General features: G+C 64.5%; 25 protein-coding genes. 14 read left to right on the top strand and 11 right to left on the bottom strand.

All coding sequences use genetic code 11. From position 1 onward, the window contains the following. Positions 1-8: 8 nt before the first annotated feature. Together amaA and FHR27_RS03200 are read left to right on the top strand one after the other, a co-directional pair. On the top strand, positions 9-1,295 hold the full coding sequence (gene amaA / locus FHR27_RS03205; protein WP_179537764.1) for an L-pipecolate oxidase: 1,287 nt from the start codon (positions 9-11) through the stop codon (positions 1,293-1,295). A gap of 256 nt (positions 1,296-1,551) precedes the next feature. After that, a complete protein-coding gene (locus tag FHR27_RS03200; protein WP_042552741.1) occupies positions 1,552-2,097 on the top strand; it encodes a GNAT family N-acetyltransferase in 546 nt (181 codons plus the stop codon). A 16-nt stretch (positions 2,098-2,113) separates the two neighbouring features. Here FHR27_RS03200 and FHR27_RS03195 read toward each other — a convergent pair whose 3' ends face one another. After that, positions 2,114-3,304, bottom strand: coding sequence for a sugar transporter (locus FHR27_RS03195; protein ID WP_042552740.1), 1,191 nt, complete (start codon positions 3,302-3,304; stop codon positions 2,114-2,116). A gap of 455 nt (positions 3,305-3,759) precedes the next feature. Beyond that, entirely contained in the window at positions 3,760-4,476 is a 717-nt protein-coding gene (locus FHR27_RS03190; protein WP_042552739.1) for a UTRA domain-containing protein, read from the bottom strand. A gap of 314 nt (positions 4,477-4,790) precedes the next feature. On the opposite strand from FHR27_RS03190, the gene FHR27_RS03185 reads away from it, so the two are divergent. The 6 genes from FHR27_RS03185 (at position 4,791) to FHR27_RS03160 (ending at position 10,452) form a co-directional block, all read left to right on the top strand. Further along, positions 4,791-5,849: an ABC transporter substrate-binding protein gene (locus FHR27_RS03185; RefSeq protein ID WP_179537763.1), complete on the top strand. Its 1,059-nt coding sequence runs from the start codon at positions 4,791-4,793 to the stop codon at positions 5,847-5,849. 121 nt (positions 5,850-5,970) lie between these two features. Further along, the gene (locus FHR27_RS03180) at positions 5,971-6,777 is read left to right on the top strand and encodes an alkaline phosphatase family protein (RefSeq protein ID WP_042552737.1); all 807 of its coding nucleotides are present in this window, start codon (positions 5,971-5,973) and stop codon (positions 6,775-6,777) included. After that, complete coding sequence (locus FHR27_RS03175) at positions 6,774-7,622, top strand: ABC transporter permease (protein WP_179537762.1); 849 nt, start codon at positions 6,774-6,776, stop codon at positions 7,620-7,622. The genes FHR27_RS03180 and FHR27_RS03175 overlap by 4 nt, the downstream gene beginning before the upstream one ends. A 139-nt stretch (positions 7,623-7,761) precedes the next feature. Next, positions 7,762-8,550 (top strand): ABC transporter permease, encoded by a 789-nt coding sequence (locus FHR27_RS03170; protein WP_042552735.1) that lies wholly within the window; start codon positions 7,762-7,764, stop codon positions 8,548-8,550. Continuing rightward, complete coding sequence (locus FHR27_RS03165) at positions 8,547-9,533, top strand: ABC transporter ATP-binding protein (protein ID WP_179537761.1); 987 nt, start codon at positions 8,547-8,549, stop codon at positions 9,531-9,533. The genes FHR27_RS03170 and FHR27_RS03165 overlap by 4 nt, the downstream gene beginning before the upstream one ends. A gap of 265 nt (positions 9,534-9,798) precedes the next feature. Beyond that, positions 9,799-10,452 carry an HAD family hydrolase gene (locus FHR27_RS03160; protein ID WP_042552733.1) on the top strand — a complete coding sequence of 218 codons (654 nt, stop codon included), beginning with the start codon at positions 9,799-9,801 and terminating at the stop codon, positions 10,450-10,452. Between the two features lie 228 nt (positions 10,453-10,680). Here FHR27_RS03160 and rbsD read toward each other — a convergent pair whose 3' ends face one another. Genes rbsD through FHR27_RS03130 form a run of 6 tightly spaced genes read right to left on the bottom strand, consistent with a single transcriptional unit; the run spans position 10,681 to position 16,538 of the window. Continuing rightward, positions 10,681-11,085: a D-ribose pyranase gene (gene rbsD / locus FHR27_RS03155; RefSeq protein WP_042552732.1), complete on the bottom strand. Its 405-nt coding sequence runs from the start codon at positions 11,083-11,085 to the stop codon at positions 10,681-10,683. Then, a complete protein-coding gene (rbsK, locus tag FHR27_RS03150) occupies positions 11,082-11,990 on the bottom strand; it encodes a ribokinase (protein ID WP_042552731.1) in 909 nt (302 codons plus the stop codon). The genes rbsD and rbsK overlap by 4 nt, the downstream gene beginning before the upstream one ends. Before the next feature lie 44 nt (positions 11,991-12,034). Next, positions 12,035-13,033 carry a LacI family DNA-binding transcriptional regulator gene (locus tag FHR27_RS03145; RefSeq protein ID WP_042552730.1) on the bottom strand — a complete coding sequence of 333 codons (999 nt, stop codon included), beginning with the start codon at positions 13,031-13,033 and terminating at the stop codon, positions 12,035-12,037. A 6-nt stretch (positions 13,034-13,039) separates the two neighbouring features. Then, positions 13,040-14,020 (bottom strand): ABC transporter permease, encoded by a 981-nt coding sequence (locus FHR27_RS03140; RefSeq protein ID WP_042552729.1) that lies wholly within the window; start codon positions 14,018-14,020, stop codon positions 13,040-13,042. Next, positions 14,017-15,585, bottom strand: coding sequence for a sugar ABC transporter ATP-binding protein (locus tag FHR27_RS03135; RefSeq protein ID WP_444964373.1), 1,569 nt, complete (start codon positions 15,583-15,585; stop codon positions 14,017-14,019). Before FHR27_RS03135 ends, FHR27_RS03140 begins: the two co-directional genes overlap by 4 nt. After that, a complete protein-coding gene (locus FHR27_RS03130; protein ID WP_042552728.1) occupies positions 15,582-16,538 on the bottom strand; it encodes a sugar ABC transporter substrate-binding protein in 957 nt (318 codons plus the stop codon). The genes FHR27_RS03135 and FHR27_RS03130 overlap by 4 nt, the downstream gene beginning before the upstream one ends. 253 nt (positions 16,539-16,791) lie before the next feature. Here FHR27_RS03130 and FHR27_RS03125 point away from each other — a divergent pair, with 253 nt between their 5' ends. Both FHR27_RS03125 and FHR27_RS03120 read left to right on the top strand, forming a co-directional pair. Next, a complete protein-coding gene (locus FHR27_RS03125) occupies positions 16,792-17,094 on the top strand; it encodes a hypothetical protein (RefSeq protein WP_179537760.1) in 303 nt (100 codons plus the stop codon). Positions 17,095-17,296: 202 nt separating this feature from the next. Further along, the gene (locus FHR27_RS03120) at positions 17,297-17,548 is read left to right on the top strand and encodes a hypothetical protein (protein ID WP_179537759.1); all 252 of its coding nucleotides are present in this window, start codon (positions 17,297-17,299) and stop codon (positions 17,546-17,548) included. 18 nt (positions 17,549-17,566) lie between these two features. Here the strand turns inward: FHR27_RS03120 and FHR27_RS03115 are convergent, their stop codons facing one another. The 3 genes from FHR27_RS03115 to FHR27_RS03105 form a co-directional block, all read right to left on the bottom strand. Further along, positions 17,567-17,968, bottom strand: coding sequence for a hypothetical protein (locus tag FHR27_RS03115; RefSeq protein WP_179537758.1), 402 nt, complete (start codon positions 17,966-17,968; stop codon positions 17,567-17,569). Then, positions 17,965-18,843: a pyridoxal kinase PdxY gene (pdxY, locus tag FHR27_RS03110; protein ID WP_179537757.1), complete on the bottom strand. Its 879-nt coding sequence runs from the start codon at positions 18,841-18,843 to the stop codon at positions 17,965-17,967. Before pdxY ends, FHR27_RS03115 begins: the two co-directional genes overlap by 4 nt. 130 nt (positions 18,844-18,973) lie before the next feature. After that, positions 18,974-19,372, bottom strand: coding sequence for a nuclear transport factor 2 family protein (locus FHR27_RS03105; RefSeq protein WP_179537756.1), 399 nt, complete (start codon positions 19,370-19,372; stop codon positions 18,974-18,976). Positions 19,373-19,559: 187 nt separating this feature from the next. On the opposite strand from FHR27_RS03105, the gene FHR27_RS03100 reads away from it, so the two are divergent. From FHR27_RS03100 to FHR27_RS03085, 4 genes are read left to right on the top strand one after another with little or no spacing between them, the layout of a single operon-like run. Next, positions 19,560-20,744 (top strand): ABC transporter substrate-binding protein, encoded by a 1,185-nt coding sequence (locus FHR27_RS03100; protein ID WP_179537755.1) that lies wholly within the window; start codon positions 19,560-19,562, stop codon positions 20,742-20,744. A 47-nt stretch (positions 20,745-20,791) separates the two neighbouring features. After that, on the top strand, positions 20,792-21,661 hold the full coding sequence (locus FHR27_RS03095; protein ID WP_179537754.1) for a branched-chain amino acid ABC transporter permease: 870 nt from the start codon (positions 20,792-20,794) through the stop codon (positions 21,659-21,661). Continuing rightward, a complete protein-coding gene (locus FHR27_RS03090; RefSeq protein ID WP_179537753.1) occupies positions 21,658-24,153 on the top strand; it encodes a branched-chain amino acid ABC transporter ATP-binding protein/permease in 2,496 nt (831 codons plus the stop codon). The genes FHR27_RS03095 and FHR27_RS03090 overlap by 4 nt, the downstream gene beginning before the upstream one ends. Beyond that, positions 24,150-25,367 (top strand): amidohydrolase family protein, encoded by a 1,218-nt coding sequence (locus tag FHR27_RS03085; RefSeq protein ID WP_179537752.1) that lies wholly within the window; start codon positions 24,150-24,152, stop codon positions 25,365-25,367. The genes FHR27_RS03090 and FHR27_RS03085 overlap by 4 nt, the downstream gene beginning before the upstream one ends. Positions 25,368-25,386 lie beyond the last annotated feature (19 nt).

Genomic DNA, 25,386 nt, shown 5'->3' with positions numbered 1-25,386 from the left:
GTCGCGCCATGCGTCAATTGCAGCATGCCTGTCTGTGGGAAACGCTCACGCCGCGCGAATCATTGTCCGGGCCGCTGAATGGCGATGCGCAGGCAGATGTCTGCATCATCGGCGCCGGCATCACCGGGCTGTCGGCCGCCTTGCACCTGCTCGAACAGGGGCGCACGGTCTGCGTGCTCGACGCCCATGAAGTGGGCCACGGCGGCTCGGGGCGCAACGTCGGCCTGGTGAATGCCGGTACCTGGATCAAGCCCGATGATGTCGAGGCGACCCTGGGCCAGCGCCACGGCAGCCGCCTCAACGAGGTGCTCGGCCAGGCACCCGCTGCGGTGTTCGCGCAGATCCGGCGCCTCGGCATCGACTGCCAGGCACGCAACGACGGCACCCTGCACATGGCGCACAACGCCGCCGGCCTGGCCGACCTCAAGGATCGCGAAGCGCAGTGGCGGCGGCGCGGTGCCGATGTCGAACTGCTTACGGGAGCAGCCTGTGCCGACTACTGCGGCACCGACAGGATCACCGGCGCCCTGCTCGACCGCCGGGCCGGCACCATCAACCCCATGGCCTACACCATGGGCCTGGCCAGGGCGGTCATGCGCCTCGGCGGCCGCATCCACCAACACTCGCCGGTCAAGGCACTGACCCGCAGTGCTGATGCCTGGCAGGTGCGCAGCGGCCAGGGCGCGGTGAACGCACAGAAGGTGATCATCTCCACGGGCGCCTACACCGAGGGCGAATGGACGCAGCTGCAGCGTCACTACTTCCGCGGCTATTACTACCAGGTCGCCTCGGTACCGCTGCAGGGCGCCGCAGCCGATCAGGTGCTGCGCCACGGCCAGGGCTCCTGGGACACGCGCACGGTGCTCAGCAGCATCCGCCGCGACGCCGATGGCCGCCTGCTGCTGGGCAGCATGGGGCGCGCCAACAACAAGCCGGACTGGTTCATCCGCGGCTGGGCCGACCGCATCCAGCAGCACTACTTCCCGGAGTTGGGCAAGGTCGAGTGGCAACTGCACTGGACCGGCTGCATCGACTTCACCCCCGATCACCTGATGCGCCTGTTCGAGCCTGCTCACGGGCTGATCGCGGTCACCGGCTACAACGGCCGCGGCAACACCACGGGCACGGTGGTCGGCAAGGCCCTGGCCCAGTTCCTGTTGAGCGACGACAGCGCAGCGCTGCCCATCCCTTTCTCACCCATGCAGGCACTGCGCGGCGCAGAGCTGCGCAGCAGCATGTACGAGACCGGTTTCTCGCTGTATCACGCCGGCCAGTGCCTGAGGGTCATTCTCTGAGCCACCTCGAAGCGGCGGTCCAATAGCCCCATCATGGTCAGCCACCCTGCACGAGCTGGGCAGGCATTGCAGGCCTGAGGCCCAATCGCCGGCGAGCCGGCTCCTGCAGGATCCGGGTTATCGCCAGTGCGTAGGAGCTGGCTTGCCGGCGATGAGAACTTGCCGTGCCCAGGCGTTGCGGCGTGAAAAGCAGGCATGACAACCGCTGCATCCATCGGCACTATCATTGGCTCATCGACAGCAATGGAATGCCTGCATGCCCCTTCCCACCCTGAGCACCCCTCGCCTGCTTCTGCAGCCTCTGCAACTGGCGGACGCCGAGCAGATTCAGCCGCTGTTCGCCCACTGGGAAGTGGTGCGCTACCTCAATAGCCGCGTGCCATGGCCCTACCCGCCCGATGGCGCGTTGACCTACCTGCGTGACGTCGCCCTGCCTGCGATGGCCAGCGGCGGCGAATGGCACTGGACGTTGCGCCCGGTCAAGGATGCCGAGCGGGTGATCGGCGTCATCAGTCTGATGGATGCGCCAGACAACAACCGGGGGTTCTGGATCGCCCCGGCCTGGCAGCGCCAGGGCCTGATGAGCGAAGCCTGTGCGGCGGTCAATCGCTACTGGTTCGAGGTGTTGGAGCGGCCGCTGATGCGTGTGCCCAAGGCCGTGGCCAACAGGGCCTCGCAACGCCTTTCGGAACGCGAGGGGATGTGCCTGGTGGAAACCGGCGAGAGCGATTACGTCTCTGGCCGGCTGCCTTCGCAGATCTGGGAAATCAGCCGTGAAGAATGGCGGCGGCAACAGAGCTGATCTGCTGCCCAACAGGCTAGAGAGGTTGCGGCTTGAGCGGCCTGGAGAAGTGATAGGTGGTCACGCAGCACAGCAGCAAACCGCCGATACCGAGCATACCGCCAACGATACCGACATTGGCCACGCCCAGCTGGCTGCTCACCAGGCTGCCGAGCAAGGCGCCGCCGCCGATGCCGATATTGAAGATGCCGGAAAACAGCGCCATGGCCACATCGGTGGCGTCCGACGCCAGGTTCAGCACCTTGGCCTGCAGGGCCAGGCCGAAGCACATCATGGCGATGCCCCAGACCACGCTGAGGGTCGCCAGGTAGGCGTGCTCGCGGGCCACTGGCAGCAGGAACAGCATGCACAGGCTCAGCACGCTGATCGCCGCGATCACGAAACCGCGCGGGTAGCGTGCGCTGTAGCGGCTGAACAGGATGGAGCCGATGATGCCCGCACAGCCGAACAACAGCAGCAGCACGGTGATCATGTCGCCAGCGATGCCCGCAACCTCCAGGGCGAACGGCTCGATGTAGGTATACGCGGTGAAGTGGGCGGTGATCACCAGCGCGGTGAGCACGTACACGGTGACCAGTGCCGGGCGCTTGAACAGCACCGGCAGGCTGCGCAGCGAGCCGGAGTTCTGGCTGGGCAGCAGCGGCAGGTTCTTCATCAGGCACAGCACCACCACGCCCGCCACCACGGCGATCACGGTAAAGGTCGTGCGCCAGCCCAGCACCTCGCCGATCACGCGGCCCAGAGGAATGCCCAGCACCATGGCCAGCGCGCTACCGGTCGCCAGCAGGCCGAGGGCTTGCGCCTGCTTGCCTTCGGGTGCCACGCGGACCGCCAGGGACGCGGTAATCGCCCAGAACAGCGCGTGCGCCAGGGCGATCCCGATACGGCTGACCATCAGCACGCTGAAGCTCCAGGCGATGCCCGACAGGACGTGGCTGGCGATGAACAGCATGAACACGAAAGCCAGCAGCTTGCGCCGCTCGATATTACGCGTCAGCAGCATCAGCGGCAGCGACGCCAGAGCCACCACCCAGGCATAGATGGTCAGCATCAGGCCGACACTCGCGGTGGTCATGTCGAAGCTGTGGCCGATCTGGCTCAGCAAACCCACCGGCACGAATTCGGTGGTGTTGAAGATGAAGGCGCCCAGCGCCAGTGCAATCACGCTCAGCCAGCTACCGCTATGCGCCTGCTCGGGTGTGTTCATTCGGGTGATATCCGCCCTTGGGGAACGCTTCAGCTACAACGGCCTTTCGCCCGCGGCCCGAATGGCAGCGAGCGGCTGTAGGAAGAGAACGAAAAAATGGAGCCCCCATACACGACGAACACGCACACGGCAGCTCGCACTCCGGGGCGATGAACGCGGGGAGTGGCGGATGCGGAGAGCGGAAAATTATAGGTATGGGGATGGCCTGCGACGGCGATTCTACGCTCGGCCAGGCACCTCGACAATACGCTCGGGAAGGCGTTGTAAGGGCGGGCGATGGCTGCTCTTCAGAACGAGCATCGATTGCCGTTTACGAACGTGGAAAGAGGTAGTTTCAAGGCAGAAGCGGACATCGATGCAGTACCTGTGGGAACGGGCCATGCCCGTGATTTTTTCGCGGGCATGGCCCGCTCCCACAAGTAGAGGCCTACGAACGCGTCCTCCACTTACCAGCCCTAATCCGGCACTTCCACGCTGATATGAATCGCATCATGGCGCCAGTACTCGAGGTCGCAATCGATAAGGCGGCCGCGCTGGTCGCGGTTGACCCGGACGATGCGCAACGCCGGACTGCCGGGCGCTACCTTCAGCGCCGCGGCGGCGTCGGCATGCAGTGCGGTGGGCACCATGTCGAAACGTACCCGGCCGTAGTGCACGTCGTACTCGCTGGCATACAGCTCGGTCAGCGACCGGGTCAGGTCGTAGTCGAGGATGCCGGGAAAATAGTCGGGGTTCAGGTAATGCTCGACATACAGCACCAGACGCCCGTCGATGCGCCGCGCCCGGCGGATCTGGTAGACGCTGGACAGCCCGGACAAGCCCAGCAACTGGCAGACCTGCGAGTGGGCCGGCATCAACCGCGCACTCAATACTTCGGTGGCGGGCACCCTGCCCTGCTCGGCGACCATGGCATGAAAGTGGGTGCGCACCAGCGGATTGTAGGCGACCCGCGCTGGCGAGACGAACCAGCCGCGGCGCTCTTCGCGGTACACCACGCCCTGGGCTTCCAGTTGCCCCAGCGCCTCACGCAGGGTGATCCGGGTGGTGTCGAACAATTCGCTCAGGCGGCGCTCGGCCGGCAGTTTGGCACCGGCAGGCAGCAGGCCATGCTCGATCTGTTCCTGCAACGCCCGGCAAATGGTGGTGACGGCCCGTGGCGTATCGTCGCGCATCACGCTGATTCCTTTTGGACTAGACCAGCCCCATTACGGGGCAGGTAACAGCCATCGACTGGCTGCAATGCTCGCCTGCAAGCCTAGGCAAAGCGGATGACCGGCAGATGACAGGCTGCTTTCAAGCACGCCCCATGCCAGTGACAAGCCCGCCAATTCAAAGGCTTAACCTGGTCTACGCTTGCTGAGCGGGGCCTCGTCGCGAGCCCCGGATGTGCGCGGCGGCCATGCCGACACAAAACTGTCATTGGCACCGCCTACATTGGCTTGGGTCTTGCTGATCTAGACCAACCCTCAACGCAAAGGAGTTTCCAATGAAACAACTGCTACTGGCATCGCTGATGGGCAGCGCCATCGCTCTGGCCTCCCAGGCCATGGCCGCCGAGACGGATATAACTGCACTGGAACAGGCCGCACGCAAAGAAGGCGCCGTGAACAGCGTCGGCATGCCGGACAGTTGGGCCAACTGGAAGGACACCTGGCAGGACCTGAGCGACAAGTATGGCCTCAAGCACATGGACACCGACATGAGCTCGGCCCAGGAAATCGCCAAGTTCGCCGCCGAAAAAGACAACGCCAGCGCCGATATCGGTGACGTGGGCGCCGCCTTCGGCCCGATCGCCGTGCAGCAGGGCGTGACTCAGCCCTACAAACCGACCACCTGGAGCCAGATTCCTGAGTGGGCCAAGGACGCCGACGGCCACTGGATGCTCGCCTACACCGGCTCCATCGCCTTCATCATCAACAAGCAACTGGTCAAGGACGCCCCGAAAAGCTGGGCCGACCTGAAAACCGGCAAGTACCGCGTGGCCATCGGCGACGTCAGCGCCGCCGCCCAGGCCGTCAACGGCGTGCTGGCTGCGGCCATCGCCAACGGTGGCGACGAGAAGAACATCCAGCCGGGTCTGGACTACTTCGCCGAGATCGCCGAACAGGGGCGCCTGTCGCTGGCCAACCCGACCATCCAGACCCTGGAAAAAGGCGAAGTGGAAGTCGGCATCGTCTGGGACTTCAACGGCCTGAGCTACCGCGACCAGATCGACCCGAACCGCTTCGAAGTGCTGATTCCTTCCGATGGCTCGGTGATCTCCGGTTACACCACCATCATCAACAAGTACGCCAAGAACCCCAACGCCGCCAAGCTGGCCCGCGAGTACATCCTCAGCGACGCCGGGCAGATCAACCTGGCCAAGGGCAACGCCCGCCCGATCCGCGCCGAGCACCTGACCCTGCCGGCTGAAGTGCAGGCCAAGCTGCTGCCCAACGAGCAGTACGCCAAGGTCAAGCCGATCAAGGACACCGCCGCCTGGGAAACGACCTCGAAAACCCTGCCGCAGCTGTGGCAGGAAAACGTGATCATCAATATGGAGTAAGCGAGGCCGCAGCACGTAGGGTGGACCGGGGCGCGTAGCTGACGCTTTATCCGTCCACCATTTTGATATCCCAGTGGTGGTTGAAAGAAGCGTCATCCACCCTACTCCTCCAGGATTACCCATGCCGTCCAAGGTCATCCTCGTCATTCTCGACGGCCTCAATTACGAGGTCGCTCGGCATGCGCTCGGCCATCTGCAGGCGTATCGCGCCGCTGGCCGTGCTGCGCTGTACAAACTCGAGTGCGAGCTGCCTTCGCTGTCCAGGCCGCTCTACGAGTGCATTCTCACTGGCGTGACACCGATCGACAGCGGCATCGTGCACAACAACGTGGTGCGCCTGAGCCATCAACGCAGCGTGTTCCACTACGCCCGCGCCGCCGGGCTGAGCACTGCAGCTGCCGCCTATCACTGGATGAGCGAGCTGTACAACCGTGCGCCCTTCGTGGCGGCCCGTGACCGCCATACCCGTGATAGCGAGCTGCCGATCCAGCACGGACATTTCTATTACGTCGACCACTACCCGGACTCGCACCTGTTCGACGATGCCGAGAGCCTGCGCCTCGCGCATGCGCCGGACTTTCTGCTGGTGCACCCGATGAACATCGACGACGCCGGCCACAAGCACGGCCTCGACAGCAGCCAGTACCGCAACGCGGCGCGGGTCGCCGACATCCTGCTGGCCGGCTACCTGCAGACCTGGCTGGACGCAGGCTATCAGGTGCTGGTGACCGCCGACCACGGCATGAACGATGACCGCTCGCACAATGGTCTGCTGGCCGAGGAGCGTGAAGTGCCGCTGTTCGTGCTCGGCGATGCCTTCAGCCTCGACGAGACCGCGACCCCGACGCAACTGGAGCTTTGCGGCACCCTCTGCGAGCTGCTCGGCGTGCCCCATGACAAACCTTCGTGCCCGGAGTTGTTGAAATGAGCACCACCCGCAAACCACGGGGCAAATGGCTGGCACTGCTGTGCCTGCTGCCCTTCACGGTGTTCTTCATCGCCTTTCAGATCGCCCCGCTGGTATGGGTGGCGCTCAACAGCCTGAACACGCCGGATGGCTGGGGCCTGGGCAATTTCGAGAAGGCGTTTTCCTCGAAGTTCTACATGCAGGCGGTCAAGCACAGCCTGCAGATCGCTTTCTGGTCGAGCCTGTTCGGCATGCTCATCGCCATCATCGGCAGCTACTCGCTGCGCCAGGTGGATTCGAAACTGCGTGACTTCGTCATCGCCTTTTCCAACATGACCAGCAACTTCGCCGGGGTACCGCTGGCCTTCGCCTTCATCATCCTGCTCGGTTTCAACGGTGCGCTGACCCTGCTGCTGATCCAGGCCGGACTGATCGAGAGCTTCAACCTGTACTCGAAGAATGGCCTGATCGTGCTCTACACCTACTTCCAGATCCCCCTCGGCGTGCTGCTGCTCTACCCCGCCTTCGACGCCCTGCGCCAGGACTGGCGCGAGTCGGCAGCCCTGCTCGGCGCTGGTACCTGGGACTTCTGGCGGCATATCGGCCTGCCGGTGCTGACGCCGGCGCTGCTCGGCACTTTCGTGATTCTCCTGGCCAATGCCCTGGGTGCCTATGCCACGGTGTACTACCTGACCACCGGCAACTTCAACGTGCTGCCGATCCGCATCGCCGCGATGATTTCCGGGGACATTTCCCTCGATCCGAACATGGCCAGCGCCCTGGCGATGATCCTCGTCGGCCTGATGGCAGCGATAACCCTCGTCCACCAGTTGCTGCTGCGAAGGAGCTACCATGTCCCGCGCTAACAGGCCGCTTAAAAACGTAGGCGAGGCCGCCGATGCGAGGCAAAAACAGGCGAAAAAGCGGAGTTTACTAAAAGTAAATGAGCATTTTGAGCCTGGTTTTAACGAAGCAGCGGCAACGCAGGTAGTTTTTAAACCGCCTGTGAAAGTGCCTGCTGCCAGCCTCTACCACCGCGTGGTGGTCTGGGTGCTGTTCCTGATCCTGCTGCTGCCGCTGGCCGGCACCCTGCTCTACTCGCTGTCCACCAGCTGGTCGGCAACCATCCTGCCGGACGGCCTGACGTTCAAGTGGTACCTGGAGCTCTGGGGAGAGCCGCGCTTCCTCAAGGCGTTCGGCCAATCGCTGCTGGTCTGCTTCGGCGCCCTGGCACTCTCGGTGCTGTTGATCCTGCCACTGCTGTTCGTCGTGCACTACCACTTCCCCAAGCTCGATGCGCTGATGAACGTGCTGATCCTGCTGCCGTTCGCCGTGCCGCCGGTGGTTTCCGCCGTGGGCCTGCTGCAGCTCTACGGCTCCGGGCCGCTAGCGATGGTCGGTACGCCGTGGATCCTGATCGGCTGCTACTTCACCATCGCCCTGCCGTTCATGTACCGGGCCATCACCAACAACCTGCAGGCGATCAACCTGCGTGACCTGATGGACGCCGCCCATCTGCTCGGCGCCAGCACCTGGAAAGCCGCCTTTCTGGTGGTGCTGCCCAACCTGCGCAAAGGTTTGATGGTGTCGCTGTTCCTGTCCTTCAGCTTCCTGTTCGGTGAGTTCGTGTTCGCCAACCTGCTGGTCGGCACACGCTATGAAACCCTGCAGGTCTACCTCAACAACATGAAGAACAGCAGTGGCCACTTCAACAGCGCCCTGGTGATCTCCTACTTCTTTTTCGTCCTGGTGTTCACCTGGGCGGCCAATCGACTGAACAGGGACAAGGCATGAGCTTCCTGAGCATCCAGAACCTGCACAAAAGCTACGGCGGCACCTCGATCTTCAGCGACATCAACGCCGAGATCGAGCAAGGCGAATTCGTCACCCTGCTGGGCCCATCGGGCTGCGGCAAATCCACCCTGCTGCGCTGCATCGCCGGCCTCACCGAGGTCAACGGTGGCAAGATCCTGCTTGGCGGTGAAGACCTGGTGCCCCTGGCGCCACAGAAGCGCGGCATCGGCATGGTGTTCCAGAGCTACGCGCTGTTCCCCAACATGACCGCCGCGCAGAACGTCGCTTTCGGCCTGCGCATGCAGAAGATCGGCAAGGACGAATCCGCCGGGCGCGTGCAGGAAGCCCTGGCCATGGTCGAGCTTGGCGACTATGCCGACCGCTACCCGCATCAGCTCTCCGGTGGCCAGTGCCAGCGCGTCGCCCTGGCCCGCTCGCTGGTCACCCGCCCACGCCTGCTGCTGCTCGACGAGCCGCTGTCGGCGCTCGACGCACGCATCCGCAAACACCTGCGCGAGCAGATCCGCAGCATCCAGCAGGAGCTTGGTCTGACCACGATTTTCGTCACTCACGATCAGGAAGAGGCGCTGGTGATGAGCGACCGTATCTTCCTGATGAACGCCGGGCGCATCGTCCAGAGCGGCGACGCGGAAACCCTCTACACCGCTCCCGCCAACGCCTTCGCGGCCGGCTTCATCGGCAACTACAACCTGCTCGACGCGGCCACCGCCAGCCGCCTGCTCGGCTATCCGGTCAGCAGCCAGGTGGCCATCCGCCCGGAAGCCATCGTGCTCGGCCAGGGCACCATCGCAGCGCGGATTCGCAGTCACAGCCTGCTCGGTAATATCATTCGCTACCGGGTGGAAGCCGAAGGCGTGGAGCTGCTGGTCGACGTGCTCAATCGCAGCGCCGACGACCTGCATGCCGACGGCCATCCGGTCTCATTGGATATCGCGGCGAATGCCGTAAAAGAGGTGGGATAGGGTCTGTTCACCTTTCAGCACAAGCCGCGTTGCAGCGAGAACTTTCACCCGGTTAGGCGCAAGACGCAGGCAATGGCTGAACCAGCTTCACATCGTGTCACGACAGCGGGTGAAACTTCCCGCGCAACCCCTTGGGACGGGCCTATTTTTTCGCGATACTGCGTTTCTCGCTGACTCATTTGGCCCACCAAACTTCGCAGCTTGCGCCTTGCCTCGCAAAAGAATAGGCGCCGGCGCGGTCGTACTGAAAGGAAAACAGACCCTCATGGCCCTGGCAATTTTCGATCTCGACGAAACCCTGATCAATGGCGACTGTGCCAGCTTGTGGAGCGAGCACATGGCAACGCTCGGCTGGGTCGACGGAGAAAGCTTCATCGCGAAGGATCATCAGCTGATGGCGCTGTACGCCGAAGGCAAACTGGCGATGGAGGACTACATGACCTTCAGCCTGTCGCCGCTGGTGGGGCGCACGCCGGAAGAAGTCGCCTTCGTCGTCGAGCCCTTCGTGGAAGACGTGATCGAACCGATCTTCTTCAGCGACGCCACCCGCTGCCTGGCCAACCACCGCGCGGCCGGCGACCGCATCCTGATCATCTCCGCCTCGGCGCACTTTCTAGTCAGCGCCATCGCCGAACGGCTCAAGGTCGAGGAAGTGCTGGCCATCGACCTGCACGAGGAGTACGGCCACTACAGTGGCAAGACCGTGGGCGTGCTGACCTACCGTGAAGGCAAGGTCACCCGCCTGCATGCCTGGCTGGAAGAACACGGCGAAAGCCTGGAAGGCGCCTACTTCTACTCCGACTCACGCAACGACCTGCCGCTGTTGCAACGGGTCGACAAGCCCCACGCGGTGAACCCCGATCCGGCACTGCGCGAGCATGCCGAGCGCGAAGGCTGGCCGATCCTGAGCTGGTCTTGAAGTCGCTTGGAAGCTGCTCATGATCTTTCGAAGCAGCTTCCAGCCATCCCAGATGAATAGCCGCAATAAGGCGCTAGCGGACCTTCGATTTGGTGGGCTAAAGCCCACCCTACAGCCGCGCATCTAGCCGTAGGGTGGGCTTTAGCCCACCAATTGTCCCCCGACTACGAACGGCTGCTATCGCCTCGAAGTAGCCCCTGCAGCGTGTCAGAAAAGGCCGTGAGCAGCCTAGAACGTGACACCCGCGATCAGCGCAATGTTGCTGTAGGGCCGGCACTCACCCGTACGGATCTGCACCCGAGCCCTGGCACAGGCGACCTTGAGCTCGTCGTGGCTGACCAATTGGCGCTCGCCCAGCTCGCCTTGGGCGGTCAGAGACTCGATGGCCTCAAGCGCCAGTGGCGCCACGTCCAGGGTTTCCCGGGCCAGCAGATGGCCCTGCACCTGCATCTCGCTGAGCACCACCCGCAGGGTGGTGACGAAGTCCGGCACTCCGGCGGTCAGGGCCAGGTCGATGCACGGGGTGCCCGGCGGCACCGGCATGCCGGCATCGCCGATGACGATGATGTCGCCATGGCCGAGCCGGGCGATGGCGGCGGAAAGCGCAGCGTTGAGCAGGGGCGTCTTCTTCATGCAGGCAACTCGTGACGGTAAGGAATCGAGGGTTGTGCGCCGGGCCGGGTGACGGCCAGTGCAGCGGCTTGCTGGCCCAGGCCGATGGCCGCTTCCAGCGACTGCCCGGCAGCCAGGGCGGCGGCGAAACCACCGACGAAGGTATCGCCAGCGGCCGTGGTATCCACGGCCACCACCGGGGCCACGGCGAAATGCGCGTGCCGCTCGCCATCGGCGTAGAGCACGCCCTGGGCGCCCAGGGTGATCAGCACACGGCGAGCACCGGCCTGCAGCAGCCGTTGCGCAGCGTGCAGGGCCGACTCGGGCGAGTCCACCGGCAGGCCGGTGAGTGCCGCGGCCTCGCTTTCATTGGGGATCAGATAATCGGCCAGCCCGTACCAGTGGGCTGGCAGCGGCCCACTGGCGGGAGCCGGATTGAGGATCACCGTGCAGCCGGCCTCGCGGCCACGGATCATGGCCGCCTCGACGGTGGTTTGCGGCACTTCCAGTTGCACCACCAGCACCTGGGCGGCGGCGAGCAGCGCCGCCTGCGCATCGAGGTGAGCAGGCGTCAGGGCACCGTTGCCACCTGCGACGATGACAATGGCGTTCTGGCCCGCGTCATCCACCAGAATCGAGGCGATCCCCGTCGGCACGCCCTCGATCTCGCTGACCGCCGTGCAATCGATACCTTCCACGAGCAGCGCGGTACGCAAGCGTGCGCCGTAGGCATCGGCACCGACGCAGCCGATCATCGCCACCTGCGCGCCGAGGCGTGCCGCAGCGACCGCCTGGTTGGCGCCCTTGCCGCCCGCAGCCGTGGCGAAGTCATGCCCGGTCAGGGTTTCCCCACCACGCGGCAGGCGCGGCGCACGCACGATCAGGTCCATGTTCAAACTGCCCACTACCACCAGATTGCCTTGCATCTGTTCCCGCTCCTCAGGACGCCGCTGCGCCCACTGGATAATCTTCAGCCGCCAGCGACGGCGGTGGACTCGCGCACCATCAGGGTCGGTTCGAGCAGCCATTGTTCGGCATCGAGTTCCGGGGTACGCACCCGCTGCAGCAAGCGCTCGGCAGCGCGCTCGCCGAGCTGGCCGATGTGCTGGCCGACGGTGGTCAGGGCCGGATGCAAGTAGCGACTCACTTCGATGTCGTCGAACCCCACCAGTGACAGCTCCTGGGGCACCCGCACACCACGCTCCGCGGCAGCGCGCAGCACGCCGAGGGCGATCATGTCGTTACCGGCGAAAATTGCCGTCGGCCGTGTCTCACCGCTCAGCAGGCCAAGCGCCGTGGCGTGCCCCGCCGGGCTGGTGAAGGCGCAGTGGGTTGGCTCGGCAGCTGGCAAGCCTGCCTCGACCAGCGCCCGTTGATAGCCCGCCACCCGCAACTGCGCCACCTGGGTATCCACGGGCCCGGCGATGCAGGCGATGCGCCGATGGCCGAGTTCGAGCAGATGCCGGGTCGCCAGATAGCCGCCCTGCTCATGGTCGATCTGCAGGCGATCCGCACTGACCCCGTCCAGGGACCGGTCGACCAGCATCAACGGCAGCTTTACCGCTGCCAGGGCCTGGGCGAAGGCCGCGTCGCGGGTCACGGTGGCGACGATCAGGCCATCGATACGGCGCTCCAGCAACACCCGCAGGTAACGCAACTGCTTGGCACCGTCGTCATCGGAATTGCACAGGATCACGCTGTAGCCGTTGCGCTCGGCGTGATCCTCGATGCCCCGCGCCAACTCGGCGAAATAGGGGTTGCTGGCATTCGGTACCAGCAGCCCAAGGGTACCGGTGGCACGGACTCTCAGCGATCGTGCCACGCCACTGGGCACATAGCCCAGCTCGGCGATCGCCGCCTGCACCTTGTCGCGTGCGCTGTCGCTGACCGGGCGCGTGCCGTTCACCACGTGGGAAACCGTGGTGTAGGAAATACCGGCGCGTGCGGCGACGTCCTTGATGGTAGCCATGAACGATCAGGCCCTACGCTTGGCGCGATAGCTGCGGTAGGTGTCGAGGATCACCGCCACCACGATCACCGCACCGGTGATGATCCGTTTGGTTGGCTCGCTGGCGCCGATCTGCGCCAGCCCTGCGGCCAGTACGGAAATGATCAGCACACCGAAAAAGGTGCTGATCACCGAACCACGGCCGCCCATCAGGCTGGTGCCACCGATCACCACGGCTGCGATCACTTGCAGCTCCAGGCCGGAACCGGCATTCGGGTCGGCCGCCTCCAGGCGCGAAATCTGGAACAGTGCCGCCAGCCCGGCGAGCAGGCCCATCAGCGCGAACACCGAGACCTTGTAGGGTTTGGGGTTGATGCCGGCCAGGCGCACCGCCTCTTCGTTGGTGCCGATGGCCACCAGATAGCGGCCGAACACGCTGCGCGTCAGCAGCAGGTGCGCCGCGAGGATCACCAGCAGCGCGATGACGAACGACGGCGAGATACCTGCAGCGAACGGCGTCGACAGCCAGGCGTAGGCGTCGCCGATGTAAGCGGTGCGCGAGTCGGTGAGCTGGTAGGCCAGGCCGCGGGCCATTTCCAGCACGCCGAGAGAGACGATGAACGACGGAATGCCCCAGGCCACGGTGATGAGCCCGGTCACGCTGCCGGCCAGCGCCGCGCAGGCCATGCCCAGCAGCGCGGCGGGCACGATGCCCCAGCCGAAGCCGAGCGTCGCCACGCTGACCACGGCCGCCGCCAGCGCCAGTACCGAACCCACCGAGAGGTCGATGCCGCCGATGATCAGGATCAGCGTCATGCCCACCGCCAGCACCATCAGATCGGGGATCTGGTTGGCCAGGGTGGTGAAGGTGGCGTAGGAAAGAAAATGGCTGCTCAGCGAGGAAAACAGCACGATCATCGCCAGCAGCGCGCCAGCCAGACCCAGGTAGGTGCCCAGGCCCTGATGGGTACCACTGCGCTTGGTGGGCGTGGCGGATGGAGTGGTCATTGGCAAAGCTCCTGTAACGGGGGGGCGACCTCGCCGAGCATGGCTTCGCGGCTGCGGTAGCCGGCGAACGCGGCAGCCAGCAGGCGATCCTGACTCCAGTCATCGCGGTCGAACGTTTCGATGAGGCGGCCGGCAGACAGCACGCCGATACGGTCGCAGATCAGCATCAGCTCGCGCAGGTCACTGGACACCACCACGAGCGCCTTGCCCTGTCGCGCCAGTTCGCCGAGCAGGCCGTAGATCTCGAACTTGGCACCGACATCAATGCCGCGGGTTGGCTCGTCGAACAGCAGCACGCGACAGTCGCGCTCCAGCCAGCGGCCGATGACCACCTTCTGCTGGTTGCCACCGGACAGCTCGACCACGGCCTGATCGGGCCCGTTGCAACGGATGCGCATGGCATCGATTTGCCGCTGCGCCAGCGCCCGCTCGGCAGCCGGGCGCATCACGCCATGCCTGGAAACGGCCGGCATGTTGCCCAGCGCCAGGTTGGCGGCAATCGGCTGGCCGAGCAGCAGCCCTTCTCCCTTGCGGTCTTCGGTGATCAGCGCGATACCGTGACGCACCGCTTCGGCAGGCGAGCGGACACGCACCGGAGCCGGCGGGTTGCCTAGCGAAACCTGGCCGCTGTCGGCGCGGTCGGCACCATAGATCAGCCGCAGCAACTCGGTGCGGCCGGCACCGATCAAGCCGGAAATACCGTAGATCTCCCCTGCCCGCACGCTGAAGGAAACGTCGTCGACCTTGCCGCGGCGGCTGAGATTGGTCACCTGCAACAGCGGCGCGCCGATATGTCGTTCACCCAGGTCGATGGCTTCGCCGACCTCGCGGCCGACCATCAGGGTGACCAGTTCATCGCTGCTGTAACGGTCGATGGGTTCCACTGCCACCAGCTGACCGTCGCGCAGCACGGCGACGCGCTGCGCCACCTTCGCCAATTCTTCGAGGCGGTGAGAGATGTACACGATGGCCACACCCGCGGCGCGCAGACGCTGGATCTGCTCGAACAGCAGATCCACCTCGCGGGCGGTGAGCATCGCCGTCGGCTCGTCGAGGATCAGCACCCGGCAATCGCCGATCAGGTTGCGGGCGATCTCGACCATCTGCTGATGGCCGACGCCCAGCGCAGCTACCGGTGTATCCGGGTCCACCGCTTCCAGGCCGACCTGAGCCATGGCCTGACGCGCCATCTCGCGCAGGCGACCACGGGAAATCCAGCCGCCACGGCTGGGCAGATTGTCGAGAAACAGGTTCTCGGCCACGGTCAGGGTCGGCAGCAGATTGAGCTCCTGCAACACCATGCGCACGCCAAGGCGCTCGGCCTCGCGGCGACTGGCAGGCGCGTAGGGCTGGCCCAGGAAAGTCAGCGAGCCGGTAGTCGGCTGCTCCAACCCACAGAAAATCTTCGAAAGCGTGCTCTTGCCGGCGCCGTTCTCACCGGTCAGCGCCAGCACTTCACCGGCGCGCAACTCCAGCTCGACCCCACCCAGCACCGGCTGGGCGTAGGTCTTGCCGATATTGCTGGCGGCGAGAACAGTCTCGCCGGCCACTACCGCCGTGGTCACGGCTTGGTCACGAGTTCGACCGGGGTTTCGATCACACCGTCTTTGGCGTCGGTGGCTTCGCCCTTGACCAGCTTGAGCGCCGCCTCGATGCCGAACACCGCCTGGCGAGCGGCGAACTGATCGGCAGTGGCGAGCACGCGGCCATCCTTGAGCATCGGTTTGATGGCGTTGATGTTGTCGTAACCGACCACCTGCACCTGATCTTTCTTGCCGGCAGCGCGCACGGCGGATACCGCGCCGAGCGCCATGCTGTCGTTGCCGGCCAGCAGCGCCTTCAGATCCGGGTATTCGTTGAGCATGGCGGAGGCCACGGCGTTGCCACGGTCGATCTCCCAGTTGCCCGACTGCACGCCGACGATCTTCATGCCGGCTGCTTCCATCGCATCCTTGAAGCCCGCGGTACGTTGCTGAGCATTGGTGGTGGTGGAAACGCCTTCGATGATGCCGACCTCATCACCCGCCTTGAGTTTGTTCTGGGCCAGGTACTCACCGACCAGGCGTGCACCCTTGCGGTTGTCCGGGCCCACGAACGGCACGTCCAGGCCCTTGCTCTTCACCACCTCGGGGTCGAGTCGGTTATCGATATTGACGATCTTGATGCCAGCATCACTGGCCTTCTTGATCACCGGCACCAGGGCCTTGGAGTCGGCTGGCGCGATCACCAGCGCATCGACCTTGGCAACGATCATCTGCTCGACGATACGAATCTGCGCAGAGGTATCGGTCTCGTCCTTGATGCCGTTGGCGATCAACTCGAACTGGTCCGGGTGTTCTTTCTGATAGTCCTTGGCGCCGTCTTCCATGGTGCGGAAGAACTCGTTGGCGAGGGACTTCATGACCAGCGCGACCCGAGGCGTCTCACCTTCGGCGGCATGGGCAGTGGAGAAGCTGACGAGCGCGGCGGCACCGAGAGCGATGGCGGCGCAGAGACGGGCAGGACGGAAACCGGACATGGGCGAACTCCGTGGTTATTGTCATTTTTATAGGTACGCAAACGTTTGCGTGATGATGAAATTATGGAAAGACCCGCTTTTTGTCAAATATTCCACATGCCCATTCATCGTCCTCACTGCAGAAATATCATGACAAACGCGCCACTCGCCGGCAAAGCGCTGAGGTTTTCAGCGTTATCGAAATGATCTCGAGTATTGCACCAGCAAGACCGGGTGCTTCATGATCACCAGCGAACATTTCAAAGGAGCTCGAATGGACATCGGAGCCTGGTCCTACAAGGAAAAATTCTTATCGGCATTCTGGCTGGCCTGCGCAGGTGCCCTTCTAGTGAATCTGGTCCTCGCCGAAGCCGAAATGGACCTGGTAGATCGACTCCAGCATGCCAGTCTTCTAAGCCTGGCTCTTGGCGCGATGGCCAGCCCCAGATTCTTCCTGACGCCGTTGAAGACGCAATTTCGATTGCGCAGCGCGCCCTCGAAACCGCTCGTAGTGGGTCTGCTGGCGTTTTTCTTCTTCCAGTTGCTGGCAACCTTCTCGAGGCTGGCAGGTAGCTGAATTCGGTAAGAAGGCGCCACGAGGGACGATCGGTCGGACAATCCTTATCATCAGATTCGCTAGAAGTTCAGCACTGGTCTTATGGCCCCAGCAACGGCGGAGTGCGCAACCTGCGTCTCATCGACTGCAAAATGGTCGAGATAAGCATCGAGCGCCAACCCTGAGCCGATCATTCGACACACTCACTCCAAGGACGAAACCTGTGAAATACACTCTCTATCTGCTACCTGCGGCTCTTCTCTCTGGCTGCATGACGCTTTCCGGCGTCTACGAGCTGTCGCTGCAGGACAAGGACGGCAAGCCGCTGCGCCAGAACATGACCATGGTCGCCGAAGGCAGCGGCATCTACACGATGCGCAACGCGATGTGTTCGGCTCACCCCGGCGCCACCGTCATCATCAAGGATGTCGAGAGCGGCGCCGAGCTGAAAAGCGAAAGCCCCTACCGGTGCTGACGCGCCCGCCACGAGCGGTCATTCGATGCTGATGCGGTACTCCACTGCTCGTCGTTCCTGCTGATTGGGGAACGACGAGAACTTCACCGAGTCCTCACCCGCCTTGTCGCCCGCCAGATAGACGAAACGATCCACGCTCGCCACGTCACCCTCGACCTGATACTCGCGCTTGAAGCGGCCGAGTTTCGGCGTACTGCTGCCCAGTTTTTCTACCGGCATCCAGACTTCGCTGCGTGTCTTGCGGCCCTCTGCCGTCAGGTGATCGAGGATCACGCAGCGCTCGCCGGTCTTGACCCGCACCGGAATCACGTAGTTGCCATGGGCGTCATCGCGAAAGGCCGCTGCCGTGTCGACCTCGCAGGCGACCGTGATGCCGCTCGCCAGCATCACCCCCACCATGCAAAGGCAGCGCCGGATCATTTGACCACCACTTCAGTCGCCTGGTAACGCTGCTGCGGTTCGACGATCTGTTCCTGGGCAACCACCAGCGGCAGATCACGGGATCCCTCGGCGGTTTTCTGCACCAGGGCGTACAGCGTGGCAGTGGCCAGTTCCAGCGCCTGGGGCAGCGCATGCCCGGACAGCAGACGGGCCAGCAGCGTCGCCGAGAACACATCGCCCATGCCGTTGGGCAGCGGATGCAGCGCCAGGCGCGGGGTGCTCACCAGCCAGGCGCCTTGACCATTGACCGCCAGGGTACAGAGCTGGTCGGCTGGAATGTCCGGCGTGGCCAAACTGGTGATCACCACCACATCGGGCCCGCGACCGCGCAGTTGGCGTGCGGTGCGCACGGCCTCGTCGACGCTGTCGAGTTTGCTGCCGGTCAGCAGCTCGAACTCGAACTGGTTGGGGGTGATGATGTTGGCGCAGGGAATCGCCAGGTTGCGCAGAAAATCCGGGATCGCCGCGTTGACGAATACCCCTCGCCCAACATCGCCCATCACCGGATCGCAGAGGTAGCGCACGCCCGGGTTATCCCGGCGAATCTCGTCCACAGCTTCGAGGATCACCGCACCGATCGCCGCATCGCCCAGATAGCCGGAAAGCACCGCCGAGACCCGCGACAGCACGCCGCGATCACGCAGGCCTGCGAGCACGTCACGGATATGCTCGGCATCGAAGACCTGGCCGCGGAACTGCCCGTAGCCGGTGTGGTTGGAGAACTGCACCGTGTGTACCGGCAACACTTCGAAACCCAGGCGCTGCAACGGAAACACGGCGGCGTCGTTGCCGACATGGCCCAGGGCGACATGGGACTGGATCGAGAGAACCAAAGGGGGTGTGGAGGCGCTCATGGAAAATGGATTCCTGTGTCGGGGCGGCGCTAGCCAATGGCGGCATTATTCGCCAATTCCCCCTGAGGATTCCACGACCTGACGCGAAAGCGGTCGTGACAGGCCGGCATGTCGACCTGTCACTGCGCGGTCAGGCCTTGGCGATTTCCGGTGTCAGCAGCCACTCGGCGCTGTCGTTCCAGACGTCCATGCGGGTGATCTTGCCGTCGCGGACTTCGAAACGATCCAGATAGCGGTTACCGGAAAAACTGCTGCCGTCCGGCCACTCGCCATACAGCGTGCCGTTGGAATAGACGACGGTATGGTCGTCGCGCTCGGTCCAGTCGAACTGACCGAGGGCCTTTTTCACCCAGGCGTAGCGCGAGCCGTTGAATGCGGTGATGTCCTGGGGCGTAGGCATGTGGCGCCCGCCAGTGAAGGTGATGCGCACGTCGTCACTCATGTAGGTGGCTGCCTTGACCGGATCCGGAGCCATGGATGCCGCTAGAAAATCGCTAACAATCTGCACGGCCTCGTTGATTTCACTCATACCTGCTCTCCCAATTCGTTGATCGTGCCGAGGCACCGTTCGTGCCTGCATGTGGTGCGGCATGCACGCTATTCGTGCACGCTGGCGATGGCTATTCCGGGAAAACCGCGGAATGGCCAGTTTGCGCGTTATGGCACCAGGCTTGCTAGCAAATTATATACGAATGCTAGCAATCAGGAGAAAGCTCATGCGCAAACTGTTATCCCCACTCCGCCGCCTGTTGCCCTGCGCAGCGGCTGTTGCCAGCCTTGGCATGGTGCTGAGCGCCGCGGCGCACGCCGAGGAGCCGATCAAGGTCGGCCTGGTTGCCGCCTTGTCCGGGCAGTCGGCGAAGTCCGGCGAGGCGCTTACCCGCGGGCTCACCGTGGCCATCGATGAGATCAACGCCAAGGGCGGCATCCTCGGTCGCCCGGTGCAGCTGATCCGTCGTGACGATGAAAGCAACCCGGCCAAAGGCATGCTGGCCGCCCGCGAACTGGCGCAGCGGGAAAAAGTCAGCGTGCTGTTCGGTGGCCTCGATACACCGGTTTCCCTGGCCATCGTGCCACTGGCCAATCAGTTGAAAGTGCCGTTCATGGGCATCTGGGCCGCTGGCACCAAGATCACCGAGAACGGTGCCAAGGACAATTACGTATTCCGCGTGTCGGCGGTAGACGAGCTGGTCGACGAGGCGCTGGTCGAGCACGGCATCAAGAAGGGCATGAAGAAGCCCGGGATGATCCTGATCAACAATCCCTGGGGCGAATCCAATGAAATCGGCTTCAAGGATGCCCTGGCCAAACGAGGCATGGACTACGCCGGCATCGAACGCATCGAAGACAGTGATCTCGACGTGGTGCCGCAGCTCACCCGCCTGAAGAATGCCGGCACCGACACCCTGCTGATGGTCGGCAACGTCGGCCCCTCGGCCCAGGTGGTCAAGTCCCTCGATCGCATGGGCTGGGATGTGCCGGTGGTTTCCCACTGGGGCCCGGCAGGCGGCCGCTTCAGCGAACTGGCCGGCCCCAACGCCAGCCGCGTGCACTTCATCCAGACCTACGTGTTCACCGAGAACAACAGCGCCAAGGGCGACAGCGTGCTGGCTGCCCTCAAGCAGCGCTTCCCGGAGATCAAGAGCCTGGCTGACGTGACCCCGGCAGTGGGAATCGCCAACGCCTACGACGCCATGCACCTGGCCGCCGCCGCCATCGAGAAGGCCGGCGACACCCAGGGCACCAAGGTGCGCGATGGCTTCTATGCGATCGACAGCTACCAGGGGCTGATCAAGGACTACACCCAGCCCTTCACCCCGACCAAGCACGACGCCCTGGGGCCGGACGACTACGTCTTCACCCATTTCGTCGACGGCCGCATCGTTCCACTCGCCCCTTGAAGCCGTGAACGGACGGGCCCTGGCGGCCCGCCCGGAGGATTATCGTCATGATCACCGCCGCCATCATCACCGGGCTCGGACTGGGCAGCATGTATGCATTGCTGGCCTTGGGTTTCCATATCACCTACGTGGTTTCGCGTACGGTCAATTTCGCCCAGGGCAGCGCCATGATGGTTGGTGCCGTACTTGGCTACAGCTTCACCATCACCTGGGGCTGGCCACTGTGGCTGGCGGTTCCGGCGACCCTGACGCTGTGCGCCGTCTATGGGCTGATCATCGAGCGCTTTCTGGTGCGCCCCTTCCATTCGCGCGGCTCCGAAGCCTGGCTGATGGCGACGGTGGCAGCGGGCATCCTGGTCGACAACCTGGCCCTGTTCACCTTCGGCAAGGAGCCACGGCAGTTCACTTCGGCGCTGGCCAATCAGTACCTGGAGCTGTTCGGCAACAACGTCGGCGTGCTGCAACTGCTGATCCCCGTGGTAGGTGGCGGCATCGCCCTGGCGCTGTTTCTGGTGCGCCGCTACACGCGTCTGGGCAAGGTGCTGGAGGCCTGCGTACAGAATCCCAAGGCGGCGATGCTGATGGGTATTCGGGTCAATCGCGTGGTGGCCGTGGCCTTTGCCGTGTCGACCGTGTTCGCCGCCATAGCCGGCCTGTTGATCGCGCCGCTGTTCAGCGTGAATGCCGAGATGGGCATGTTGTTCGGCCTCAAGGCCTTCGCCGTGGCGATTCTTGGCGGTATCGCCAGCGCTGGCGGGGTATTCGCCGCCGGCCTGCTATTCGGTCTGGTAGAGGCGCTGGTGACCATCTATTTCGGTTCGGCCTTCACCCAGTTGTTCACCTTCGCCCTGGTCATTCTGGCCCTGGCGCTGCGCCCCAATGGCCTGTTCGGCAGCAAGACCCTGGTGAAAGTATGACCCTGAAGAATTCGCTGTTCGCCCCCGTTTCCCTCGCCCTGCTGACGCTGGCCTGCATCGCGGCGGCGCTGCTGCTCGACAGCTACTCGCTGCTGGTCTTCACCTTCTGCGCGCTGGCCGTGGTAGTTGGCGTGGGCCTGAACATCCTGATCGGCCTGAGCGGGCAGATCTCCTTCGGCCATATCGCCTTCTACGCCATCGGCGCCTACGTCTCGGCGCTGCTGACCATGGCCGGCCTGCCCCTGGGCCTGGCGATGATCGCCGCTGGCCTGGCCTGTGGCGCCATTGGCGCGCTGCTGGCGATCCCGGCTCTGCGCGTCAGCGGCCCGTACCTGGCGATGATCACCATTGCCTTTGCCCTGGTGGTGCACCACGGGCTGATCGAATGGCGCTCGCTGACCGGCGGAGCCAACGGCCTGATGGGCATCCCCATGCCGGAAATCGGCAGCCTCGACCCGAGCGTGAGCATGGCGCTGATCGCCACCGGCCTGATGATCGCCGCCCTGGCGCTGTTCCAGCGCCTGCGCCACAGCGGCTGGGGCATGGCCATGCGCGCGGTGAAATCCACCGAAATCGCTGCCCGCTCGCTCGGTTTCAACCCGGTGCAGACCAAGACCCTGGCCTTCGCCCTGTCCGCCCTGCTCACCGGCCTGGCCGGTTCGCTGGTGGCGCCACTGATGATGTTCATCAACCCGGCCTCCTTCCCCTTCTCGCAGTCGATCCTGTTCGTGCTGGCGGTGATCGTCGGCGGCAGCGGCACTCTGTTCGGCCCACTGCTCGGCGCCCTGTTGATCGTGCTGCTGCCGGAAATGCTTTCGGATTTCGCCGAATACCGCCTGCTGATCTTCTCCGTGCTGCTGCTCAGCGTGCTCTGGGCTGCACCACGGGGCCTGCTCGGCACCCTGGCCGGCCTGTGGCTGCGGCCCGCCCACCAAGCCGCCCCGGCGACCTTCGACCATGCGCAGTTGAGTGCGTTCTTCCAGCAAGACGTCGCCGCCCGCCAAGGCCTGCAGGTCAAGGACATCGGCATTCGCTTCGGCGGCGTCCAGGCGGCACGGAACGTCAGCCTGCAGGCTCCACCGGGCAGCATCACCAGCATCATCGGCCCCAATGGCGCGGGCAAGACCACGGTGCTGAACATGATCAGCGGCTTCTACGCACCGGACAGCGGCAGCATCGACCTGGGTCGCCCACTGGCGGGTCTGCCCGCCTGGAAAATCGCCCGTGCCGGCATCGCCCGCACCTACCAGACCACCCAGCTGTTCGGCGAGCTGTCGGTGCTGGAGAACCTGCTGGTGGCCATGCAACAGGGGCGCCTCGGTCTGCCCTTCAGTTGTGCCAGCGATACCCGACGCCAGCTGGCGCTGCAGTTGCTGACCCTGGTCGGCTACCAGGGCTCGGTGAACACCCCGGCCGATGACCTGGCCCACGTCGACCGGCGCCTGGTGGAAATCGCCCGCGCCCTGGCCACCCGGCCCAGCGTACTGCTGCTCGACGAGCCGGCAGCCGGGCTCAGCCGCAGCGACACCGACCGCCTGGCCAGCCTGTTCAGAACCCTCGCCGGGTTCGGCATCGCGGTCATTCTGGTCGAGCACGACATGGGGCTGGTGATGGCCGTGTCCGAACGTCTGCTGGTGCTCGACGCCGGCAAGCCCATCGCCTGGGGCGTACCGGATGAAGTGCGCAAGGACGAACGGGTCATCGCCGCCTATCTGGGCGGCACCAGCTACCAGGCCACGCCACGGGCCGAAGCCTGGGACGGCTCGCGCGATGCTCGTCTGTACATCAAGGATCTGATCATCGACTACGGCGCCGCGCCGGTGGTCGACAGGGTCAATATCGTGGTCAACCCTGGCGAGCTGATCGCCATTCTGGGCGCCAACGGCGCCGGCAAATCGAGCATCCTGCAGTGCCTGGCCGGGCTGCATAAAGCCAGTGGCGGCAGCATCCTGCTCGACAACGAGAGCATCGAACACGCCGATGCCAGCACCATCGCCGCCCGGGGCCTGGCCCTGGTGCCGGAGGGTCGGCAGGTGTTCGGCCAGCTCAGCGTGCGTGACAACCTGCTGCTCGGCGCTTACTCACGCAAGGAGGCCTTCGATGCCGACGCGGAAATAGAAGCCATCCTGCGCCGCTTCCCACGCCTGCGCGACCGTATCGACAGCCCAGCCGGCCTGCTCTCGGGCGGCGAACAGCAGATGGTGGCAGTGGGTCGCGGGCTGATGGCCAAACCGAAGATCCTGCTGCTCGACGAGCCTTCCCTGGGCCTGTCGCCGGCCATGATCGGCGAGCTGTACGACGCCCTGGCCGCCCTGCGCGACGAAGGCGTGACCCTGCTGCTGGTCGACCAGATGGCCAACCTCGCCCTGCAGGTGGCAGACCGCGCCTACGTGCTGGAGACCGGGCGCATCGTCAAATCCGGCAGTGCCGAAGCGTTGCGCGGCGACCCGGAACTGGAAGCGGCCTACCTCGGCGAAGGAGCCGCGGCATGACTGCGCTGACCATCATCAACGCCCGCCTCGGCGATGGCACCCAGGCGCTGCAGACCCTGTACGTGAAGGATGGCCGCTTCGTCAGTGCGCCCAGTGCCACCGCCGAGACCCTAGACCTGAATGGCAAGCTGCTACTCCCCGGCCTGGTGGAGACCCATATCCACCTGGACAAGGCCTGCATCATGCAGCGCTGCCAACTCAGCGAAGGCACCCTGGCCGAGGCCATCGCCCAGACCCGCTCGGCCAAGGCCGATTTCACCGAGGCGGACGTCTACCAGCGCGGCGCCCAGGTGCTCGACAAGGCCATCGCCCAAGGCACCACGCACATGCGCACCCACGTCGAGATCGACCCGCAGATCGGCCTGATCGGCTTCAACGCGGTGCGCCGCCTGCAGGCGGATTACGCCTGGGCCATCAGCCTGGAAATCTGCGTGTTCCCCCAGGAAGGCCTGCTCAACAACCCCGGTACCGAAGGCCTGCTGTGCGAGGCGCTGGCCCAGGGCGCCGAGGTGCTTGGCGGTTGCCCCTACACCGATGCCGACCCTGGCGCGCAGATTCGCCGGCTGTTCGAACTGGCGGTGGAGTTCGACCGTGACCTGGACTTCCATCTGGACTTCGACCTGAACCCCGAAGGCATGACCATCGGCGAGGTGATCCGCTGCACTCACCAGCACGGCTGGGCTGGCCGGGTGACCATCGGCCATGTGACCAAGCTGTCGGCATTGCCCAGGGACACTCTGCTGGCGGTTGCCGAATCCCTGGCCGAGGCCGGTGTGCAGGTCACCTGCCTGCCGAGTACCGACCTGTTCCTCACCGGCCGCGAGCACTTTCACAACCGGCCCCGGGGCCTGGCGCCCCTGCAGCACCTGCACGCCTGTGGCGTGACCTGCTCGCTATCGACCAACAACATCGGCAACCCTTTCACCCCCTACGGAGACGCGTCGCTGGTGCGTCAGGCCAACCTGTTCGCCAACGTCGCCCAACTGGCTACCGAGGCCGAGTTGCTGCGTTGCCTGAGCTGGGTGTCGAGTGAGTCGGCACGCCTGTTGCGCCTTCCCGACTATGGCCTGACGCCGGGCTGCCGCGCCGACTTCATCGTCTTCGATGCGCCCTCACCGGCCGCAGTGGTGGCCGAGATCAGCCCGCCGCTGATGGGCTACAAGGCCGGCCGCAAGACCTTCGAACGCGCACAACCACGCCTGCTCAGGCCGTGACAGCCCACATCACCGCAAG

Origin of the sequence: Pseudomonas flavescens, assembly GCF_013408425.1 — a bacterium.
GTDB lineage: Bacteria > Pseudomonadota > Gammaproteobacteria > Pseudomonadales > Pseudomonadaceae > Aquipseudomonas > Aquipseudomonas fulva_A.
This window is presented reverse-complemented; position numbering and strand designations above follow the sequence as displayed.

What these genes read in the sequence shown, in the direction of transcription:
- FHR27_RS03185 (WP_179537763.1), top strand. Translation starts at nt 4,791, where the DNA reads ATGAAACAACTGCTACTGGCATCGCTGATGGGCAGCGCCATCGCTCTG.
- FHR27_RS03195 (WP_042552740.1), bottom strand. Translation starts at nt 3,304, where the DNA reads ATGAACACACCCGAGCAGGCGCATAGCGGTAGCTGGCTGAGCGTGATT.
- FHR27_RS03165 (WP_179537761.1), top strand. Translation starts at nt 8,547, where the DNA reads ATGAGCTTCCTGAGCATCCAGAACCTGCACAAAAGCTACGGCGGCACC.
- FHR27_RS03200 (WP_042552741.1), top strand. Translation starts at nt 1,552, where the DNA reads ATGCCCCTTCCCACCCTGAGCACCCCTCGCCTGCTTCTGCAGCCTCTG.
- FHR27_RS03180 (WP_042552737.1), top strand. Translation starts at nt 5,971, where the DNA reads ATGCCGTCCAAGGTCATCCTCGTCATTCTCGACGGCCTCAATTACGAG.
- FHR27_RS03160 (WP_042552733.1), top strand. Translation starts at nt 9,799, where the DNA reads ATGGCCCTGGCAATTTTCGATCTCGACGAAACCCTGATCAATGGCGAC.
- FHR27_RS03105 (WP_179537756.1), bottom strand. Translation starts at nt 19,372, where the DNA reads ATGAGTGAAATCAACGAGGCCGTGCAGATTGTTAGCGATTTTCTAGCG.
- rbsK (WP_042552731.1), bottom strand. Translation starts at nt 11,990, where the DNA reads ATGCAAGGCAATCTGGTGGTAGTGGGCAGTTTGAACATGGACCTGATC.
- FHR27_RS03115 (WP_179537758.1), bottom strand. Translation starts at nt 17,968, where the DNA reads ATGATCCGGCGCTGCCTTTGCATGGTGGGGGTGATGCTGGCGAGCGGC.
- FHR27_RS03130 (WP_042552728.1), bottom strand. Translation starts at nt 16,538, where the DNA reads ATGTCCGGTTTCCGTCCTGCCCGTCTCTGCGCCGCCATCGCTCTCGGT.
- rbsD (WP_042552732.1), bottom strand. Translation starts at nt 11,085, where the DNA reads ATGAAGAAGACGCCCCTGCTCAACGCTGCGCTTTCCGCCGCCATCGCC.
- FHR27_RS03100 (WP_179537755.1), top strand. Translation starts at nt 19,560, where the DNA reads ATGCGCAAACTGTTATCCCCACTCCGCCGCCTGTTGCCCTGCGCAGCG.
- FHR27_RS03125 (WP_179537760.1), top strand. Translation starts at nt 16,792, where the DNA reads ATGGACATCGGAGCCTGGTCCTACAAGGAAAAATTCTTATCGGCATTC.
- FHR27_RS03175 (WP_179537762.1), top strand. Translation starts at nt 6,774, where the DNA reads ATGAGCACCACCCGCAAACCACGGGGCAAATGGCTGGCACTGCTGTGC.
- FHR27_RS03095 (WP_179537754.1), top strand. Translation starts at nt 20,792, where the DNA reads ATGATCACCGCCGCCATCATCACCGGGCTCGGACTGGGCAGCATGTAT.
- pdxY (WP_179537757.1), bottom strand. Translation starts at nt 18,843, where the DNA reads ATGAGCGCCTCCACACCCCCTTTGGTTCTCTCGATCCAGTCCCATGTC.
- FHR27_RS03140 (WP_042552729.1), bottom strand. Translation starts at nt 14,020, where the DNA reads ATGACCACTCCATCCGCCACGCCCACCAAGCGCAGTGGTACCCATCAG.
- amaA (WP_179537764.1), top strand. Translation starts at nt 9, where the DNA reads ATGCGTCAATTGCAGCATGCCTGTCTGTGGGAAACGCTCACGCCGCGC.
- FHR27_RS03190 (WP_042552739.1), bottom strand. Translation starts at nt 4,476, where the DNA reads ATGCGCGACGATACGCCACGGGCCGTCACCACCATTTGCCGGGCGTTG.
- FHR27_RS03085 (WP_179537752.1), top strand. Translation starts at nt 24,150, where the DNA reads ATGACTGCGCTGACCATCATCAACGCCCGCCTCGGCGATGGCACCCAG.
- FHR27_RS03090 (WP_179537753.1), top strand. Translation starts at nt 21,658, where the DNA reads ATGACCCTGAAGAATTCGCTGTTCGCCCCCGTTTCCCTCGCCCTGCTG.
- FHR27_RS03145 (WP_042552730.1), bottom strand. Translation starts at nt 13,033, where the DNA reads ATGGCTACCATCAAGGACGTCGCCGCACGCGCCGGTATTTCCTACACC.